This is a genomic window from Pseudomonas sp. TE24901 (assembly GCF_054058375.1).
Window position 1 is genome coordinate 83,576 of record NZ_JBSSAF010000008.1, and the last position, 15,540, is coordinate 99,115.

At 59.7% G+C, this 15,540-nt stretch carries 14 protein-coding genes and 1 pseudogene; 14 read left to right on the top strand and 1 reads right to left on the bottom strand.

Annotated features, from left to right (window positions below):
• Positions 1-33 precede the first annotated feature (33 nt).
• Both hmpA and ACVWVP_RS17350 read left to right on the top strand, forming a co-directional pair.
• Positions 34-1,215: an NO-inducible flavohemoprotein gene (gene hmpA, locus ACVWVP_RS17345; RefSeq protein ID WP_457407355.1), complete on the top strand. Its 1,182-nt coding sequence runs from the start codon at positions 34-36 to the stop codon at positions 1,213-1,215.
• A gap of 149 nt (positions 1,216-1,364) precedes the next feature.
• Positions 1,365-1,871 (top strand): disulfide bond formation protein B, encoded by a 507-nt coding sequence (locus tag ACVWVP_RS17350; RefSeq protein WP_176996974.1) that lies wholly within the window; start codon positions 1,365-1,367, stop codon positions 1,869-1,871.
• Between the two features lie 473 nt (positions 1,872-2,344).
• On the opposite strand, the pseudogene ACVWVP_RS17355 reads toward ACVWVP_RS17350, so the two are convergent.
• Positions 2,345-2,635 (bottom strand): annotated as a pseudogene (locus ACVWVP_RS17355) (hypothetical protein).
• Between the two features lie 27 nt (positions 2,636-2,662).
• Here ACVWVP_RS17355 and cyoA point away from each other — a divergent pair.
• The 12 genes from cyoA to ACVWVP_RS17415 all read left to right on the top strand — a co-directional run bounded on the left by cyoA (position 2,663) and on the right by ACVWVP_RS17415 (position 15,536).
• Positions 2,663-3,604, top strand: coding sequence for a ubiquinol oxidase subunit II (cyoA, locus tag ACVWVP_RS17360; protein ID WP_176996975.1), 942 nt, complete (start codon positions 2,663-2,665; stop codon positions 3,602-3,604).
• Positions 3,605-3,607: 3 nt separating this feature from the next.
• Positions 3,608-5,626, top strand: a complete 2,019-nt coding sequence (gene cyoB / locus ACVWVP_RS17365) for a cytochrome o ubiquinol oxidase subunit I (RefSeq protein WP_176996976.1) — start codon at positions 3,608-3,610, stop codon at positions 5,624-5,626.
• A 3-nt stretch (positions 5,627-5,629) separates the two neighbouring features.
• Positions 5,630-6,256 (top strand): cytochrome o ubiquinol oxidase subunit III, encoded by a 627-nt coding sequence (locus tag ACVWVP_RS17370; protein WP_058426759.1) that lies wholly within the window; start codon positions 5,630-5,632, stop codon positions 6,254-6,256.
• Positions 6,256-6,597 (top strand): cytochrome o ubiquinol oxidase subunit IV, encoded by a 342-nt coding sequence (gene cyoD / locus ACVWVP_RS17375; protein WP_016979640.1) that lies wholly within the window; start codon positions 6,256-6,258, stop codon positions 6,595-6,597. Before ACVWVP_RS17370 ends, cyoD begins: the two co-directional genes overlap by 1 nt.
• 11 nt (positions 6,598-6,608) lie before the next feature.
• Positions 6,609-7,496 (top strand): heme o synthase, encoded by an 888-nt coding sequence (gene cyoE / locus ACVWVP_RS17380; RefSeq protein WP_034100500.1) that lies wholly within the window; start codon positions 6,609-6,611, stop codon positions 7,494-7,496.
• Between the two features lie 144 nt (positions 7,497-7,640).
• Positions 7,641-8,726 carry a pyoverdine biosynthesis transaminase PtaA gene (ptaA, locus tag ACVWVP_RS17385; protein ID WP_259174737.1) on the top strand — a complete coding sequence of 362 codons (1,086 nt, stop codon included), beginning with the start codon at positions 7,641-7,643 and terminating at the stop codon, positions 8,724-8,726.
• A 196-nt stretch (positions 8,727-8,922) separates the two neighbouring features.
• Positions 8,923-9,630, top strand: a complete 708-nt coding sequence (locus ACVWVP_RS17390; RefSeq protein WP_178923663.1) for a helix-turn-helix transcriptional regulator — start codon at positions 8,923-8,925, stop codon at positions 9,628-9,630.
• Between the two features lie 270 nt (positions 9,631-9,900).
• Positions 9,901-10,971 carry a fatty acid desaturase family protein gene (locus ACVWVP_RS17395; RefSeq protein WP_178923665.1) on the top strand — a complete coding sequence of 357 codons (1,071 nt, stop codon included), beginning with the start codon at positions 9,901-9,903 and terminating at the stop codon, positions 10,969-10,971.
• Positions 10,972-10,975: 4 nt separating this feature from the next.
• On the top strand, positions 10,976-11,947 hold the full coding sequence (locus tag ACVWVP_RS17400; RefSeq protein WP_457407359.1) for a proline dehydrogenase family protein: 972 nt from the start codon (positions 10,976-10,978) through the stop codon (positions 11,945-11,947).
• 13 nt (positions 11,948-11,960) lie between these two features.
• Positions 11,961-13,211 carry an ATP-grasp domain-containing protein gene (locus ACVWVP_RS17405; protein ID WP_178923667.1) on the top strand — a complete coding sequence of 417 codons (1,251 nt, stop codon included), beginning with the start codon at positions 11,961-11,963 and terminating at the stop codon, positions 13,209-13,211.
• Positions 13,211-14,416, top strand: coding sequence for an MFS transporter (locus ACVWVP_RS17410; RefSeq protein ID WP_259174734.1), 1,206 nt, complete (start codon positions 13,211-13,213; stop codon positions 14,414-14,416). Before ACVWVP_RS17405 ends, ACVWVP_RS17410 begins: the two co-directional genes overlap by 1 nt.
• A gap of 1 nt (position 14,417) precedes the next feature.
• Positions 14,418-15,536 carry an aminotransferase class V-fold PLP-dependent enzyme gene (locus ACVWVP_RS17415; protein WP_457407364.1) on the top strand — a complete coding sequence of 373 codons (1,119 nt, stop codon included), beginning with the start codon at positions 14,418-14,420 and terminating at the stop codon, positions 15,534-15,536.
• Positions 15,537-15,540: the final 4 nt, after the last annotated feature.

Sequence of the window (15,540 nt, forward strand, 5' to 3'; positions counted from 1 at the left end):
AAGGCAATCAGTCAAAAGACCCAGGAGTCTGCCATGCTTAGTGCCCAAGACCGTGCCATCGTCAAATCCACTGTGCCCCTGCTGGAAAGCGGCGGCGAAGCGCTGATCACCCATTTCTACCGCATGATGCTCTCCGAGTACCCGCAGGTTCGCCCGCTGTTCAACCAGGCCCACCAGGCCAGTGGCGACCAGCCCCGCGCCTTGGCCAACGGCGTGCTGATGTACGCACGGCACATCGACCAACTGGACCAACTGGGCGACCTCGTCGCCAAGATCATCAACAAGCACGTGGCCCTGCAGATCCTGCCAGAGCACTACCCGATCGTCGGCGCCTGCCTGCTGCGTGCGATTTCCGAAGTGCTGGGCAGCGAGATCGCCACGCCTGAGGTGATGAGTGCCTGGGGCGCCGCCTATGGCCAACTGGCCGACATCCTGATCGGCGCCGAAGCCGCCATCTACGACGAAAAAGCCCAGGCCCCGGGCGGCTGGCGCGGTGCGCGGCCGTTCATCCTGGTCAAGCGTGTGGAGGAGAGCGATGAAATCATCTCCTTCTATTTTGCCCCGGTGGACAATGGCCCGATCCTGGCGGCTGCACCTGGCCAATACATTGGCATGAAGCTGGTGCTCGACGGTGAAGAAGTGCGCCGCAACTATTCCCTCTCGGCCTTGAGCGATGCGGGCCTGTACCGTATCAGCGTCAAGCGCGAAGCCGGTGGGCGGGTGTCCAACTACCTGCATGACCAGATGCACGTCGGTGCGACCATCGACCTGTTCCCGCCGTCGGGCGAGTTCACCCTGGCGGCCAGTGACAAACCGCTGGTGCTGATCAGCGGCGGCGTGGGCATCACGCCGACCCTGCCGATGCTGGAAGCGGCCCTGGCCACCGAGCGCCCGGTGCACTTTATCCATTGTGCGCGTAACGGCGGGGTGCATGCGTTCCGTGACTGGGTGGACGGCCTGGCCGCCAAGCACCCGCAGCTCAAACGCTTTTACTGCTATGCCGAAGATGACGGCGTGAGCCCGGCGGCGGACAAGGTGGGCATGCTCACCCAGGAACAGCTGGCGGCATGGTTGCCGGAGCAGCGTGACGTGGATGCTTACTTCCTGGGGCCTAAAGGCTTCATGAGCGCAATCAAGCGCCACCTCAAGGCGTTGGGTGTGCCGGAGAAACAAAGCCGTTATGAATTCTTCGGCCCGGCGTCGGCGTTGGAATAACGCGGTCAAAAATGTGGGAGTGGCGGTGCCACTCCCACATTTGTTTCTCTATTCCCCCCGATTAATCCCCCGTTAACCCCCTTCTGTTTAAACCACTCTCTGTGTGTAAACTTGCGGCCATTGGCACAACCAAACAAAGAGAACCCGAGATGAGTGACGAATTGCGTTTAGGCAGGGAGCGGCGCTTTCTGGTGTTGCTGGGCATCATCTGCCTGGCGCTGATCGGCGGTGCGCTGTACATGCAGGTAGTGTTGGGCGAGGCGCCTTGCCCGCTGTGTATCCTGCAGCGCTATGCGTTGCTGCTGATTGCCGTGTTCGCGTTCATCGGCGCGGCCATGCGCACCAAAGGCGCGGTCACGCTGTTCGAAGGGTTGGTGATTCTGAGCGCCCTGGGTGGCGTCGCGGCGGCCGGTCATCATGTGTACACCCAGTTCTTCCCAGAGGTCAGCTGCGGCGTGGACGTGCTGCAGCCGATCGTCGATGAGCTGCCCCTGGCCAAGGTGTTCCCGTTGGGGTTCCAGGTGGATGGCTTCTGCAGCACGCCGTACCCACCGATCCTCGGCCTGTCCCTGGCGCAGTGGGCGCTGGTGGCGTTCGTGCTGACGGTGATCCTGGTGCCGCTGGGCATCTACCGTAATCGCCAACGCAACGCCTGAGTCGTTTAGGCAAAACGCCCCGGTTCTCCTGATGGGAGGCCGGGGCGTTTTGCTGTGTAGGAATTTGTGAAATTGCCGTGACGAGGAGCAATTTCGGGCGTGCGCAGCGTGCGACATGTTGTCACACGGAACCTGTCGCAGGACGTTTCTGACCCAATGTGCAACCCATTAAATTTGCCTCGGGCGCGTGATGTGTGCTGTCAGTTCGTCGTTTGAACGATCCCGCGAAACACCTGTCGTCCGAGCCGTTCGGTGATGTCCGAATGCCTTGTTTTATGGGGGGTTGGATCCGTTTCGCATGCCCTTACAGCGTGTAAGGGATGTGACGGTTTACCGAATAACACGGCAATTTTTGTGGTTTTTGTTGAGAATCGAACGCGATAAGATCGCGAACCGTTGCAATAATGGTGAAGGATTATTGCTGTAATCGATAAAAATTATTTCTTTATAAGACATGGTTTATACATCGCTAGCTAACTACAATCGCCCGCACTGAATGTCCGGTGCTGTTCAATATTTGAGCATTGGAGCGGTCGAGGGGCAGATGGATGGCTCTGTGCGACCCCAGGTTCCGGCAGCCTTTCAACTATCCGCACCAAATGGAATTGGTCTGTAACAAGGCCTTTAACCACGAAATCGAATAAGAACTCACCGCAGGTCCGTGAAACGCTCCGTTATGGCGTAGCGGGCAGGCTCTTATTCAATCGAAGAGAAATGCCAACCCTTGGCAGGGTGAAGTGTTGGCGATCAAAACCCAACTGCATTGCGCAAGCTGCTTTAGAGGTCGTGAGATGAGTAAAAACAGGTACCCCCGATTACTAGGCTTTTTGCCGCTGCTTGGCATGATGTTAATGCTCGGAGGCTGCAAGTGGACCTTGATGGACCCAAAAGGACAGATCGGTCTGGATCAACGCAACCTGATCATCACCGCTACTCTGCTGATGCTGCTGGTCGTGGTCCCTGTGATCATCATGACCTTCGCCTTCGCCTGGAAATACCGCGCGTCGAACACCAGCGCTACCTACGCGCCCAAGTGGTCGCACTCCACCAAGATTGAAATCGCGGTGTGGCTGGTACCGGTCCTCATCATCATCGCCCTGGGTTACATCACCTATAAGTCGACCCACGAGCTGGACCCGTACCGTCCGCTGGAATCCGACGTCAAGCCGATCAACATCGAAGTGGTCGCGCTGGACTGGAAGTGGCTGTTCATCTACCCGGACCTGGGTATCGCCACGGTCAACGAGATCAAGTTCCCAGAGAACACCCCGCTTAACTTCCGGATCACCTCCGACGCCGTGATGAACTCGTTCTTCATCCCAGCCCTGGGCGGTCAGATCTACGCGATGGCAGGCATGCAGACTCGCCTGCACCTGATCGCCAACGAAAAAGCTGAAATGGAAGGCATCTCCGCTAACTACAGCGGTGCTGGCTTCACCGGCATGAAATTCAAAGCGATCTCGACGAGCCAGGACGATTTCAACGCCTGGGTAGCCGAAGTCAAGGCCGCACCTAAACAGCTTGATCAAGCTGAATACGATGCCCTGACCAAACCAAGCCAGAACAACCCAGTCGCCCTGTACTCCACGTACGAGCCGAACCTGTTTCAGAAAATCGTCGACAAGTACGAAGGTATGAAGCCAGGCAAGCCGGTCAAGCACGAGAAGAAAGAAGTGGCCGCGGTTGAAGGTTCTGAAACGGGCGCGCATTCAACTGCTGGGGCAGAGGAGTAAACGATGTTTGGTAAATTAAGTTGGGATGCGGTCCCGTTCCACGAGCCGATCGTAATGGTGACTATCGCCATGATCGCGCTGGGTGGTCTGGCGCTCGTAGCAGGTATCACCTATTTCAAGAAATGGTCCTACCTGTGGACCGAGTGGTTGACGTCGGTCGACCACAAGAAAATCGGCGTCATGTACGTCATCGTTGCCATGGTCATGCTGCTGCGTGGTTTTGCCGACGCCATCATGATGCGTACCCAGCTGGCCATGGCCACCGAAGGTTCGCCTGGCTATCTGCCACCTGAACACTATGACCAGATCTTCACCGCTCACGGTGTGATCATGATCATCTTCATGGCGATGCCATTCTTCACCGGCCTGATGAACCTTGCCTTGCCGCTGCAGATCGGTGCCCGTGACGTTGCCTACCCGTTCCTGAACTCCCTGAGCTTCTGGCTGCTGGTTTCCGGCGTTGTGCTGATCAACGTTTCCCTGGGCGTCGGCGAATTCGCCAAGACCGGTTGGGTTGCGTATCCGCCACTGTCGGGCATTCAGTACAGTCCGGGCGTGGGTGTGGACTACTACATCTGGGCGCTACAGTTATCAGGGCTCGGGACGACGCTAACGGGGGTCAACTTCCTGGCCACCGTACTGAAAATGCGCGCCCCTGGCATGAAACTGATGGACATGCCGATCTTCACCTGGACCTGCACCTGGGCCAACGTCCTGATCGTGGCTTCGTTCCCGATCCTGGCCGCTACCATGGCGCTGCTGTCGCTTGACCGTTACCTGGATTTCCACATTTTCACCAACGAACTTGGTGGCAATCCAATGATGTACGTGAACCTGTTCTGGGCATGGGGTCACCCTGAGGTGTACATCCTGATCCTGCCAGCGTTCGGTATCTTCTCTGAAGTGATCTCGACCTTTACCGGCAAACGCCTGTTCGGTCACCACTCGATGGTCTACGCATCGGGCGCAATCTCTGTACTGGGCTTCATGGTGTGGCTGCACCACTTCTTCACCATGGGTTCGGGTGCCAGCGTCAACGCCTTCTTCGGCCTGGCGACCATGCTGATTTCCATCCCTACGGGGGTGAAGCTATTCAACTGGCTGTTCACCATCTACCACGGCCGTCTGCGTATCACCAGCCAGGTTCTGTGGACCCTGGGCTTCATGGTGACCTTCGCCATCGGCGGCATGACTGGCGTACTGCTGGCCATTCCGGGTGCTGACTTCGTCCTGCACAACAGCCTGTTCGTGATCGCTCACTTCCACAACGTGATCATCGGTGGTGCTGTATTCGGTTACATCGCTGGTTTCAGCTTCTACTTCCCGAAAGCGTTCGGCTTCAAGCTGCACGAAGGTTGGGGCAAGGCTGCATTCTGGTTCTGGATCTCGGGCTTCTTCGTCGCGTTCATGCCGCTCTACGCGCTGGGCTTCATGGGCATGACCCGTCGTCTGAACGCTACTACCAACCCTGAGTGGGTGCCGTACCTGTACGTCGCCATGTTCGGTGCGGTGATGATCGCTGTGGGTATTGCCTGCCAGCTGATCCAGTTGTACGTGAGTGTCCGTGACCGTAAGCAGAACGCTTGCGACTCCGGTGACCCATGGAATGGCCACACCCTGGAATGGTCGACTTCGTCGCCACCGCCGTTCTACAACTTCGCCGTGATCCCTACTGCGAACACCATTGATGCGTTCACCGAAGCCAAGGAAGACGGTACTGCGTACCAGCGTCCGAAGCATTACGAACCGATCCACATGCCAAACAACACCGCCACTGGCGTGGTGATGGGCGGCCTGCTGACCGTGTTCGGTTTCGCGATGATCTGGCACATCTGGTGGCTGGCGATCGTGAGCCTGGTGGGCACTATCGGTTACTTCATCATTCACGCTGCCCGTGATGATCAAGGCTACATGGTGCCGGTCGAGACGATCGAGCGCATCGAAGCCGAGCAGCACGCTCGCCTGGTAGCCGAGAAGAAGATTCCGGCCAACCGTGTAGAAACCTCGTTGGAACAGGCTTAAACCATGTCGAACTTAGTGACCAATGCTGGACACGCCCATGTCGATGACCATGGGCACGATGACCATCACCACGACTCGGGGCCAATGACCGTTTTCGGTTTCTGGCTCTACCTGATGACCGACTGCATCTTGTTTGCGTCGATCTTCGCGGTGTACGCGGTACTGGTAAACAACGTAGCGGGTGGCCCGTCGGGCCACGACATCTTCGAACTGCCTTACGTGCTCGGCGAAACCGCCTTGCTGTTGTTCAGTTCGATCACCTACGGCTTCGCCATGTTGGCCTTCTACAAGGGCAACAAGAAAGGCGTTCTGAGCTGGTTGGCACTGACCTTCCTGTTCGGCCTGGGCTTCATCGGCATGGAGATCAACGAGTTCCACCTGCTGATCTCCGAAGGCTACGGCCCGCACCGTTCCGGCTTCCTGTCCGCGTTCTTCACGCTGGTAGGCACCCACGGTCTGCACGTTTCGGCTGGCCTGCTGTGGATGGCGGTGATGATGTATCAGGTCAATAAACACGGCCTGACCAACACCAACAAGACTCGCCTGACCTGCCTGAGCCTGTTCTGGCACTTCCTGGACGTGGTCTGGATCTGCGTATTCACCGTCGTCTACTTGATGGGGACTCTGTAATGGCTAATGCACACTCCCATGACCATGACAGCCATGATGCGAGCCACGGCAGCGTAAAGTCCTACGCTATCGGCTTCATCTTGTCGGTCATCCTGACGCTCATCCCGTTTGGTCTGGTGATGTACCCGACCCTGCCAAAGTCGATCACCTTGATGATCGTGCTGGCATTCGCGGTGATTCAGGTTCTGGTTCACCTGGTGTACTTCCTGCACCTGGATCGTTCCAAGGAACAGCGCGATAACGTGGTTGCCTTCGTGTTCGCAGGGATCGTAATCGTGCTGCTGGTTGGCCTGTCGATATGGATCATGTTCAGCATCCATACGTTCATGATGGCGAAGTGAGGTAAGACCCGATGTCGCTTAAGCACTTTATCCAAATCACCAAACCGGGGATCATTTTCGGTAACGTGCTTTCTGTGGCGGGCGGTTTCTTCCTGGCCTCCAAGGGACATGTCGATCTGGCCATCTTCCTGGCTGCAATGATCGGCACTTCCCTGGTGGTAGCTTCCGGATGTGTGTTCAACAACTGCATCGACCGTGACATCGATATCAAGATGGAGCGCACCAAGAACCGCGTGCTGGTCCAGGGCTTAATCTCCCTGAAACTGGCACTGGTCTACGCGACCGTCCTGGGTGTTGCCGGTGTGGCACTGTTGTACAAGGTGGCCAACCCGTTGGCGGCGCTGTTTGCCGTGATCGGGTTTGTCATCTACGTCGGCCTCTACAGCCTGTACCTCAAGCGCAAGTCGGTTCACGGCACGCTGGTGGGCAGTCTGTCGGGGGCGATGCCGCCGGTGATTGGTTATGTGGCTGTGACCAATAGCTTCGACATGGCCGCGCTGACGCTACTGGTGATGTTCAGCCTGTGGCAGATGCCGCACTCCTACGCCATTGCGATTTTCCGCTTCAATGACTACCTGGCTGCGTCGATTCCGGTATTACCGGTCAAGCGTGGCATCCAGGTGGCCAAGAAACACATCCTGCTCTACATCCTGGCCTTCCTCGTGGCGACCTTGATGTTGACCTTCAGTGGCTACGCCGGCATGAGCTACCTCGCCGTCGCCGCCGCCATGGGCATGTACTGGTTGTACATGGCCTGGACCGGCTACAAGGCGGTGGATGACACCGTCTGGGCGCGCAAGCTGTTCGTGTTCTCGATCTTCACCATCACCGCGCTCAGCGTGATGATGTCCCTGGATTTCCAAGTGCCGAAAGAGCTGTTGCTGACCTACGCTCACTGAGTGGTCCTGCAGTGAAAGAGCCCCGCCTTCGAGAGAAGCGCGGGGCTTTTTCTTGGGCGCTGGTTAAATCGGCCGGGACCATTCTCGTCATACCCCTCTGAATGAGTAGTGAGAATTCATCGCCCGCCTACAAGGAGTAGCTCCATGTTCAGCGTCAGTCGCCGGTCCCTTCTCACCGTGGGCGCAGCCCTGCCATTGCTGGGGCGCCTGGATTGGGCCGTTGCCAGCCCGCCACCGGCCAAGGCTGACAGGCTGCGGCTGAACTACAACGAAAGCCCCTACGGCCCCTCCGGCGCGGCGCAGGAGGCCATGCAGCGCGGGATCGCTACTGCTGCGCTGTATCCCTATGGTCATATGTATGCGCTGGCCGAACTGTTCGCCCAGCAACAAGGCATTGCCGAAGACCAGGTGGCGGTGTTTTCCGGCTCGATGGCGGCCCTGCGCTATGCGGTGCTGGCGTTCACCAGCACCACCCGTGGCCTGGTGATGGCCACGCCGTCCTATGAAGTGCCGCGCCAGGCGGCCGAAAACTGGAAGGCGCCCGTGCAGGAAGTGGACCTCGACGCCGCGCATGCCCACGACATTCCCGCCATGCTCGCTGCCGACCCCCAGGCCGGCATGCTCTACGTGTGCAACCCCAACAACCCCACCGGCACCCTGACTCCCACCGACGCCATCCGCGAGGCACTGGCAAACAAGCCCAAAGGCAGCGTGCTGGTGGTGGACGAGGCCTATATCGACTTCTCCGATGCGCCCAGTTGCATCAGTTGGGTCAATGAGCACGACGACCTGCTGGTGCTACGGACTTTCTCGAAAATCTACGGACTGGCCGGCGCCCGCGTGGGCCTGGCGATCGGCCACCCGGCGCTACTGGAGCGGCTGGCGGTGTTCGGCGGCGACAACGTGCCGGCCGGCTCCAGCCTGCTGGGCGCCCATGCCAGCCTGGAGGACGTGAAGCTGTTGCCCCAACGCAAGGCGCTCAACGCCCGGGCGCGGGATGAGACGGTGGCCTGGCTCAAGGCGCGCGGTTTCACCTGTACGGTGTCCGCCAGCAACTGCTTCATGATCGACGTGAAACGCCCCGCCGAGCAGGTCATCGAGCGGCTGGCCGAGCACGGCGTGTTGATCGGGCGGGTGTGGAAGAACTGGCCGCAGTGGGTGCGAGTAACCGTTGGTAGTGCACAGCAGATGCAGCGCTTCCGTGAGGTGTTTGCCGCGCAGGTGGTCTGAGCCAGGTGAATCCCGTGCCCATGGTCGGCTCGCCATGGGAACCACTGGACAAGGCGTTTGGGGCATGTTTCATTCTTCTTGTTGTGTAGGGATATTTCCTACTGGGTGAGTCGACTCTGAATCGGGAGCTTTGGGATTGAAGCGCCCTGGCCAGAACGCTAGGCTCACCCGTAGTCACTCATCAGGGACGAGATTCATGCGAAGCAATGGTCAACCCAATAACAGCACGCCCATGCAGCCTGCCGACGTGCGCCAACTGCTCGATGCCGAGCTGACCCGACGGGGGCTTGGGCACTTCGAGGTCTATCAATGCGGGCCGACGCTGGATGAGGCGGAGATCATCTCCAATTACCCCGACGCCCTAGAGCGAGCGGACTCCGCCGACGACTTCTATCAGCGTGGCCAGTTGCTCTCCTTGTCCAAGGGCCGGGTAAAACCTTTTTTCTGGAGCGATGAAAACCTGCTGGCCCCGGCTGAAGAGGCCGTCCCGGTTCCCGGGCCCTGCGCGCCGGTGGGGGAGGGGGCGAGTTTTATCGTGCACGGCAACCGTGGGTTTTACTCGATCCTCAACCTGTGCAGCTTCGGCGAGGGCCAGCATTTTCGCGATACCGTGCTGGCCAACAAGAGCGAGCTGCAGATGTTGCTGGTCTCGGTGTACGACGAGGCATTGGAGAGCTGTGCGCCCGCACAGACCCAGCAGACCGTTCTCACCCCCCGTGAAACCGAAGTGCTGTCCTGGACCAGCCTGGGCAAGACCTACAACGAAATTGCCCTGCTGACGTCAATGAGCCCGCGCACGGTCAAGTTCCACATGAAAAACGTCTTCGACAAACTGGACGTCACCAACGGCAAATCAGCCATTCGCAAGGCCCTGCAACTGGGCTATATCCGCGAACAAGCCTGACCCACACCTGTTAATCCCACGCCCGCCTGCGATTTTTCGCAGGCGCGCGTTCGCGTGCGCGTGGCATTGGGGCCTACCTGTCTAAAAGGGCAGCTTGTTAGCGATAGGGCGGTGCTTTAGTTTTTTTCGCAGCCGATGAGTCTAGCTCAGGCAAAAAAAACGTTAGCTGTAATACCTAAAAAAATGCCCGAGCCGGTAATGAGCCAGGAAGTCCAGTGCCACTCGCGCGGGTTGGGTGTTGCAGCGTGCCACTTAATTAATGGAGTGATTATGCTGGTCAATCAGAACAAAGAAGCTGCTGGCGAATACGCCGCGGGTATCTCTCGCGAGACCTTCGGGATGCTCAAGCACTTATGCAAAAAAGATAACTATCACTGGGCCGTCGCGCTGGGCAAGGACTACGCCATCATCGCGTTTGCCATCTACCTGTCCTTGGGGATCAGCTACTGGTTCTACCCGGTTTCGCTGTTTCTGATTGGCACCACCCAACGCGCTCTGGCCAACGTGCTGCATGAGTCGGCGCACAAGATGTTGGCCAAAAATCGCTTTATCAACTGGTTTTCCGGCACGTTCCTCTCCGGTTATTTGATTTTCCACCTGCACCAGTCCTACAGCATCTCGCACATCAAGAACCACCACGTGCACCTGGGCCACCCGGAAAAAGACCCGGACTACAACTTCCACCTCAAATGCGGGCTGTATGACGTCAAGCAGAGCGAGCGTGAGTTCTTCCTGAAAAACGTGCTGCTGGCCCTGTCCGGCTACCGCACCCTGCAGTACATCCGCTACATCATCAAAGACCGCGTCAAGGCCCAGGGTTCGGACAAGAAGATCCGCAACGAACGCCTCATGCTGTGGACCTACTGGGCAGCGATCTTCGCCGTGGCCGCCAGCTTCGGCGTGGTCACCGAGCTGCTGCTGTTCTGGCTCGTACCGCTGTTCACCACCGCCGTGGCCGTGGGCTGGATCATCGAGCTGGCCGAGCACTACCCGCTGCCCGCCGCTGAAACCGAGAAGCTGCTGCTGACCCGCAACCGCAAGGGCAATGCACTGGAGAACTTCTTTTTCGGCCGCCACGACGACAACTACCACCTGGTGCACCACCTGCACCCGGCCATTCCCCACTGGAACATGCGCAAGGCCCACGAGCTGCTGATGTCGCACCCCGAGTACGCCCGTTGGGACAACCTGTGGGCCGGGATTTTTACCCGCGACCGCCACAGCCCGCACAAGGAAACCATGCTCAGCTACGCGGCCAAGTTCCGCGCCCACAAGATTGCCAATCATGCCGACGACTCAAGCTTCGCCCGTCGCATGCTCAACCAGGCCTACGGGGTTTGACACCATGAACGACACAGACAACAGCCTGCTGGCGACCCTGGCCCTGAAAAAACTGGCGGCCAACAAGACCTACCGCGACCTGTTCCTGGCCAGCGACACCCTGCGTGATTTCCTGCGCCCGGCCGCCTTGCGCTACATCATTTCCGAAGACCGCCTGGAGATGCTCGACAAGCTCGCTGCCCTGCAAGGCAAGGGCTATCGCACCGGTGTGGAATACGTGGGCGAAGAGGCCACCACCCTGGCCGAGGTGACCACCGCCACCGATGAATACCTCAAGCTGATCGACCTGATGGCGCTGCACCCGACACTCAGCGAACCGCCGCAACTGGGCTTCGACCTGTCCAACGTCGGCACCATCATTTCCCGGGAACTGGCAATCGAGAACTGCTCGAAGATCCTCACCCATGCGGCCGACAAGGACGTCGGCGTGATCCTCAGCATGGAGCGGTCCCAGTGGACCGACTCGATCCTCGACATCTTCATGCACCTGAGTGAGCGGTTCCCCAACCTGGGCATCACCCTGCAGGCGCAATTGAACCGAACGCCCGATGACCTGGGCGAGATCCTCGGCACCGGCTGCAAGGTGCGCCTGGTCAAAGGCGTCTACGCCGAGCCGGCCGCCATTGCCTTGCCCCGTGGTGCGCAATTGAACGAGCGTTACCTGGGCCTGCTCGACCGCATCAACGGCGCCAGCAGCAACTACGCGTTCGCCACCCAGGACCCGCTACTGGTCGAGCAGATCCTCGCCAGCGGCATCGCCAGCCGTGGCGAGCTGGAGATGCTCCACGGCGTGCGTCCTGAGTTGATCAAGACCGTCAAGGACGCTGGCCAGGTCAAGACCCGCGTGTCGGCGGTGTACGGCACCAATTGGTATTTGCACCTGCTGCACCGCGTCGCTGAATTCCCCCAGAACATTTTCCTCGCGCTGGACGACGTGGCGTCGCCGCGCCCTTCCGAAACCGCCACTCATTACTGAAAAGGACATCCTCATGAAACAGTACGTCGCCTTGGTTGATGTCTACTCCAGCGGTAACTTCCTGCCCAAATTCTTTCGGGATGCCGGCCTGGGCTTGATCCATGTACAGAGCACCCCGGAACTGATGCCGAGCATGCTCGGGCCGAACCTGGATGAGTTCGAGCACAACCTGATCTTCAACGGCAGCGCCGAAGCCGTGGTGCGCCGCCTGCGTGAGTTCGATGTGGTGGCGGTGATCGCCGGCCAGGAGCCTGGCGTGCCGTTTGCCGACTACCTGAGCGAGCAACTGCAATTGCCAACCTCCAACGGCAGCGCCGGCTCCCGGGCGCGCCGCGACAAGTTTGAAATGATCGGCAAGGTGGCCGCTGCCGGCCTGCTGACCGCGCGGCAAATCAAGTCCGCCGACCCTGCCGAGTTGCTGGCGTGGGTCGAGGCCGGCCAGGTGTTCCCGTGCGTGGTCAAGCCACTCAGCTCGGCGTCTACCGACGGGGTTTCGATCTGCCACAACGTCGAGGACGTGAAGCGCGCGTGCCAGGAAGTGGTGTCCAACCTGGACATCTTCGGCCTGGCCAACACCGAGATCCTCTGCCAGTCCTACCTCAAGGGGCCGGAGTTCATCGTCGATACGGTGAGCCGTGACGGGCAGGTGTATGTCTGCGGGATCTGGCGTTATGTGAAGCGCGAAGTCAGCGGCGGCAAGAACATCTATGACCGTGACGTGCTGATCGCCCCTGACAGCCCGGAAGCCAACGTGCTGGTGGACTACATCGTCAAGGTGCTCAAGGCCCTGGGAATCAACAACGGCCCGGCGCACTCGGAGGTGATCCTGACCGAGGCCGGCCCTGCGCTGGTGGAAGTCGGTGCGCGGCTGAACGGCAACATGGAACCCAATTTCCACGACATCAGCCTGGGCGGCAACCAGGCGCAGTTGACCTACCTGGCCTACTGCGACGGCGAGGCGTTCAAGGCCGGTTACGCCGGCAAGCGCTACCACAAGCTCAAGGAAGCCTGCGTGATCAACACCGACACCACGCTGCAAGGCGAAGTGACCGGCTTCAACGAAGCGGCCATTCACCTGATCGAAGCGCTGCCCTCGGTGCACAAACTGAGCGTGAAGTACAAGGCCGGCAAGCTGATGAAGAAGACCGTCGACCTGCTCAGCAGTCCGTTGCGTGTGTTCCTGCTGTCGGAGAACCAGCGGGATATCGACCAGGATTACGAGCAGATCCGCCAGTACAAAGACAACGTCTACGTGATCCGCTGATGGGCACTTATCGCGCGTTACGCGGGCTCAACGCCCGGCTGCAATCGCTGTTCATGATCACCTTGGTGTTCCGCATGGGCACCATGGCGTTCCCGTTCTACGCGGCGTACCTGATTCATCAGCACGCCGTGTCGGCGGGCACGGCCGGCCTGTTGGTCGGCGTGTATGGCGCGGGAGCGCTGTTCGTGGACTTGATCATCGGTGCGGTGATCAAGCGCCTGGGGGCCAACCGGGTGATCCTCGGCTCGTTGCTGCTCAACGCGTTGCTGCTGTTGATCATCCCGTCGGTGGACAACACCGCCGCGCTGTTCGTGCTGTCGTTCCTCTGGGGTGCCTGCTACGAAGCCTTCACGCCGGCGACGTTCTCCGAGACGGTGACCCACAGCAGCAGCGAGACGCGCAAGGTGGCGTTTTCCTGCAACCGCCTGGCGATCAACATCGGCATGGCGATCGGGCCGCTGTTGGGCAGCCTGATTTTCCTGAGCAATGCCGACGCAGTGTTTTACATCAACGCAGCGTTGTCCCTGGTGTCGTTTGCCGCCTGCCTGCGATTCGGCCGTGCGGTCACGGTTGGCGCGGCACAGGCAGCGCCACTGGCGAGCAAGGGCAATGGCTTGCCGGAGACGGCACCGCATGAGCGCTCGCGCTTGCTGGTGATCTTGCTAGCAGCGCTGCCGGTGCATGTGGCCTACGCCTTGCCGCCGACTTTCCTGTCGGCCTACATCATCACTTACACCGAACTGCCGGCGTATTACGTCGGCATCATTTTCTTCATCAACGCCTTGCTGGTGATTCTGTTCGAAGTGCCGATCAACCAACGCATGGCGCACCTGTCGAGCAGCCGTTCACTGGTGGCGGGGTTCCTGTTGGCCGGGGTCGGTTTTTTCCTGATGGGCTTCAGCCATGTCGGCGCGATGCTGCTGGTGGCCACCGTGCTGTGGAGCCTGGGCGAGATGATCGTGTTCCCCGGCATCACCCATTACGTGAGCAGCATCTCCAGCCGGCACACCGTGGACCGCAACCTGGGTTACTACTCGGCGGGGGTCAACATCGGGGTCATGATCACGCCGTCGCTGGCGTTCATGTTGGTGGCGCAGCCGTCCCTGCCATCACCGTGGTTGCTGGCCGGCACCGTGTTGCTGCTGTTCGCGGTGGCGGTGGGCGTGATGAAAAGCTCAACCCTCTTGTGGAACAAGGAAGCGTGAAATGAGCATCGTGCACTTGAACACCGCTGGCGCGGGCCTGATGTCCACGGCCACGTTGAATGCGATCCAGCGCTTTACCTCGATCGAAGCGCGCATTGGCAGTTATGAGACGGAACTGGCCTACGAGGAGTTGCTCAACGTCGACCTGTACCGGGTCGCCGCCGGGCTGTTGAATGCGCAGCCGACCGACATCGGTTTTTTCAGCAGTGCCACCGAGGCCTGGACCAGCATCCTTGGCAAGCTCGACTTCCCCCGGGGCAAGCGGGTGTGGGTGTCGACCTCGGAGTACGCGGCCAACCTGATCTTTTTCAACTACCTCAAGCTGTCTCGCGACATCCGTGTCGAGGTGATCCCAACCACCGCGACCACCCCGCTGGACCTGGATTGGGTGCAGCGCAACCTGGACGACGAGGTGTTCCTGGTCAGTGTGTCGCACCTGCCGTCGTGCTGCGGCGTGATCAACCCGGTGGAAGCGCTGGGCGCGTTGCTCAAGGACTCGAGCGCGTTGTACGTGGTCGACGCGTGCCAATCCCTGGGCCAGTTGCCGCTGGACGTACGTGACATTCACTGTGATTTGTTGACGGGCGCGGGGCGCAAGTTTCTCTGCGGGCCGCGTGGCAGCGGGATTGCCTATGTGTCGCCGCGTTTGCTTGGCCAGTTGGAACTGAACTTTGCCGACCTGCATGCGGCCAGCACCGACGGCGAGGTCAACCGTATCGAGGTGTCCAGTGCGCGGGTGCTGGAGATTGCCGAGAAGAGTTTTTCAGCCCTGGTGGGCTTGCACACGGCGATGGGCGAATACGCGGAGGTGGGCGCGGCGGTGAACACCGAACCTTATGCGTTGCTGGTGCAGGAGCTGCGGCGCTTGCCGCAGGTGCAACTGCTGTGTGAGCAGTTCGAGCAAACCGGGATTGTGTCGTTCGTGCCGCGCAACAGCTCGGCCAAGGTGTTTGTCAGCCTGGCCCGCGAATTGGGCCTCAACCTGTGGGCGGGCACTGCCGCCCACACGCCGCTGCTGCTCAAGGACTTGGGCGCCACGCATTTCGTGCGCGCCTCAGTCGGCCGGCAGGTCACCCTGGCCCAGGTGGAGCAGGCCCTGGTGACACTGCGCAGCTTGTAGTGTC

Coding starts and splice junctions, on each gene's coding strand:
- ACVWVP_RS17350 (WP_176996974.1), top strand. CDS start 1,365: ATGAGTGACGAATTGCGTTTAGGCAGGGAGCGGCGCTTTCTGGTGTTG.
- ACVWVP_RS17405 (WP_178923667.1), top strand. CDS start 11,961: ATGAAACAGTACGTCGCCTTGGTTGATGTCTACTCCAGCGGTAACTTC.
- cyoB (WP_176996976.1), top strand. CDS start 3,608: ATGTTTGGTAAATTAAGTTGGGATGCGGTCCCGTTCCACGAGCCGATC.
- cyoE (WP_034100500.1), top strand. CDS start 6,609: ATGTCGCTTAAGCACTTTATCCAAATCACCAAACCGGGGATCATTTTC.
- cyoA (WP_176996975.1), top strand. CDS start 2,663: ATGAGTAAAAACAGGTACCCCCGATTACTAGGCTTTTTGCCGCTGCTT.
- ACVWVP_RS17370 (WP_058426759.1), top strand. CDS start 5,630: ATGTCGAACTTAGTGACCAATGCTGGACACGCCCATGTCGATGACCAT.
- cyoD (WP_016979640.1), top strand. CDS start 6,256: ATGGCTAATGCACACTCCCATGACCATGACAGCCATGATGCGAGCCAC.
- ACVWVP_RS17415 (WP_457407364.1), top strand. CDS start 14,418: ATGAGCATCGTGCACTTGAACACCGCTGGCGCGGGCCTGATGTCCACG.
- hmpA (WP_457407355.1), top strand. CDS start 34: ATGCTTAGTGCCCAAGACCGTGCCATCGTCAAATCCACTGTGCCCCTG.
- ACVWVP_RS17395 (WP_178923665.1), top strand. CDS start 9,901: ATGCTGGTCAATCAGAACAAAGAAGCTGCTGGCGAATACGCCGCGGGT.
- ptaA (WP_259174737.1), top strand. CDS start 7,641: ATGTTCAGCGTCAGTCGCCGGTCCCTTCTCACCGTGGGCGCAGCCCTG.
- ACVWVP_RS17400 (WP_457407359.1), top strand. CDS start 10,976: ATGAACGACACAGACAACAGCCTGCTGGCGACCCTGGCCCTGAAAAAA.
- ACVWVP_RS17390 (WP_178923663.1), top strand. CDS start 8,923: ATGCGAAGCAATGGTCAACCCAATAACAGCACGCCCATGCAGCCTGCC.
- ACVWVP_RS17410 (WP_259174734.1), top strand. CDS start 13,211: ATGGGCACTTATCGCGCGTTACGCGGGCTCAACGCCCGGCTGCAATCG.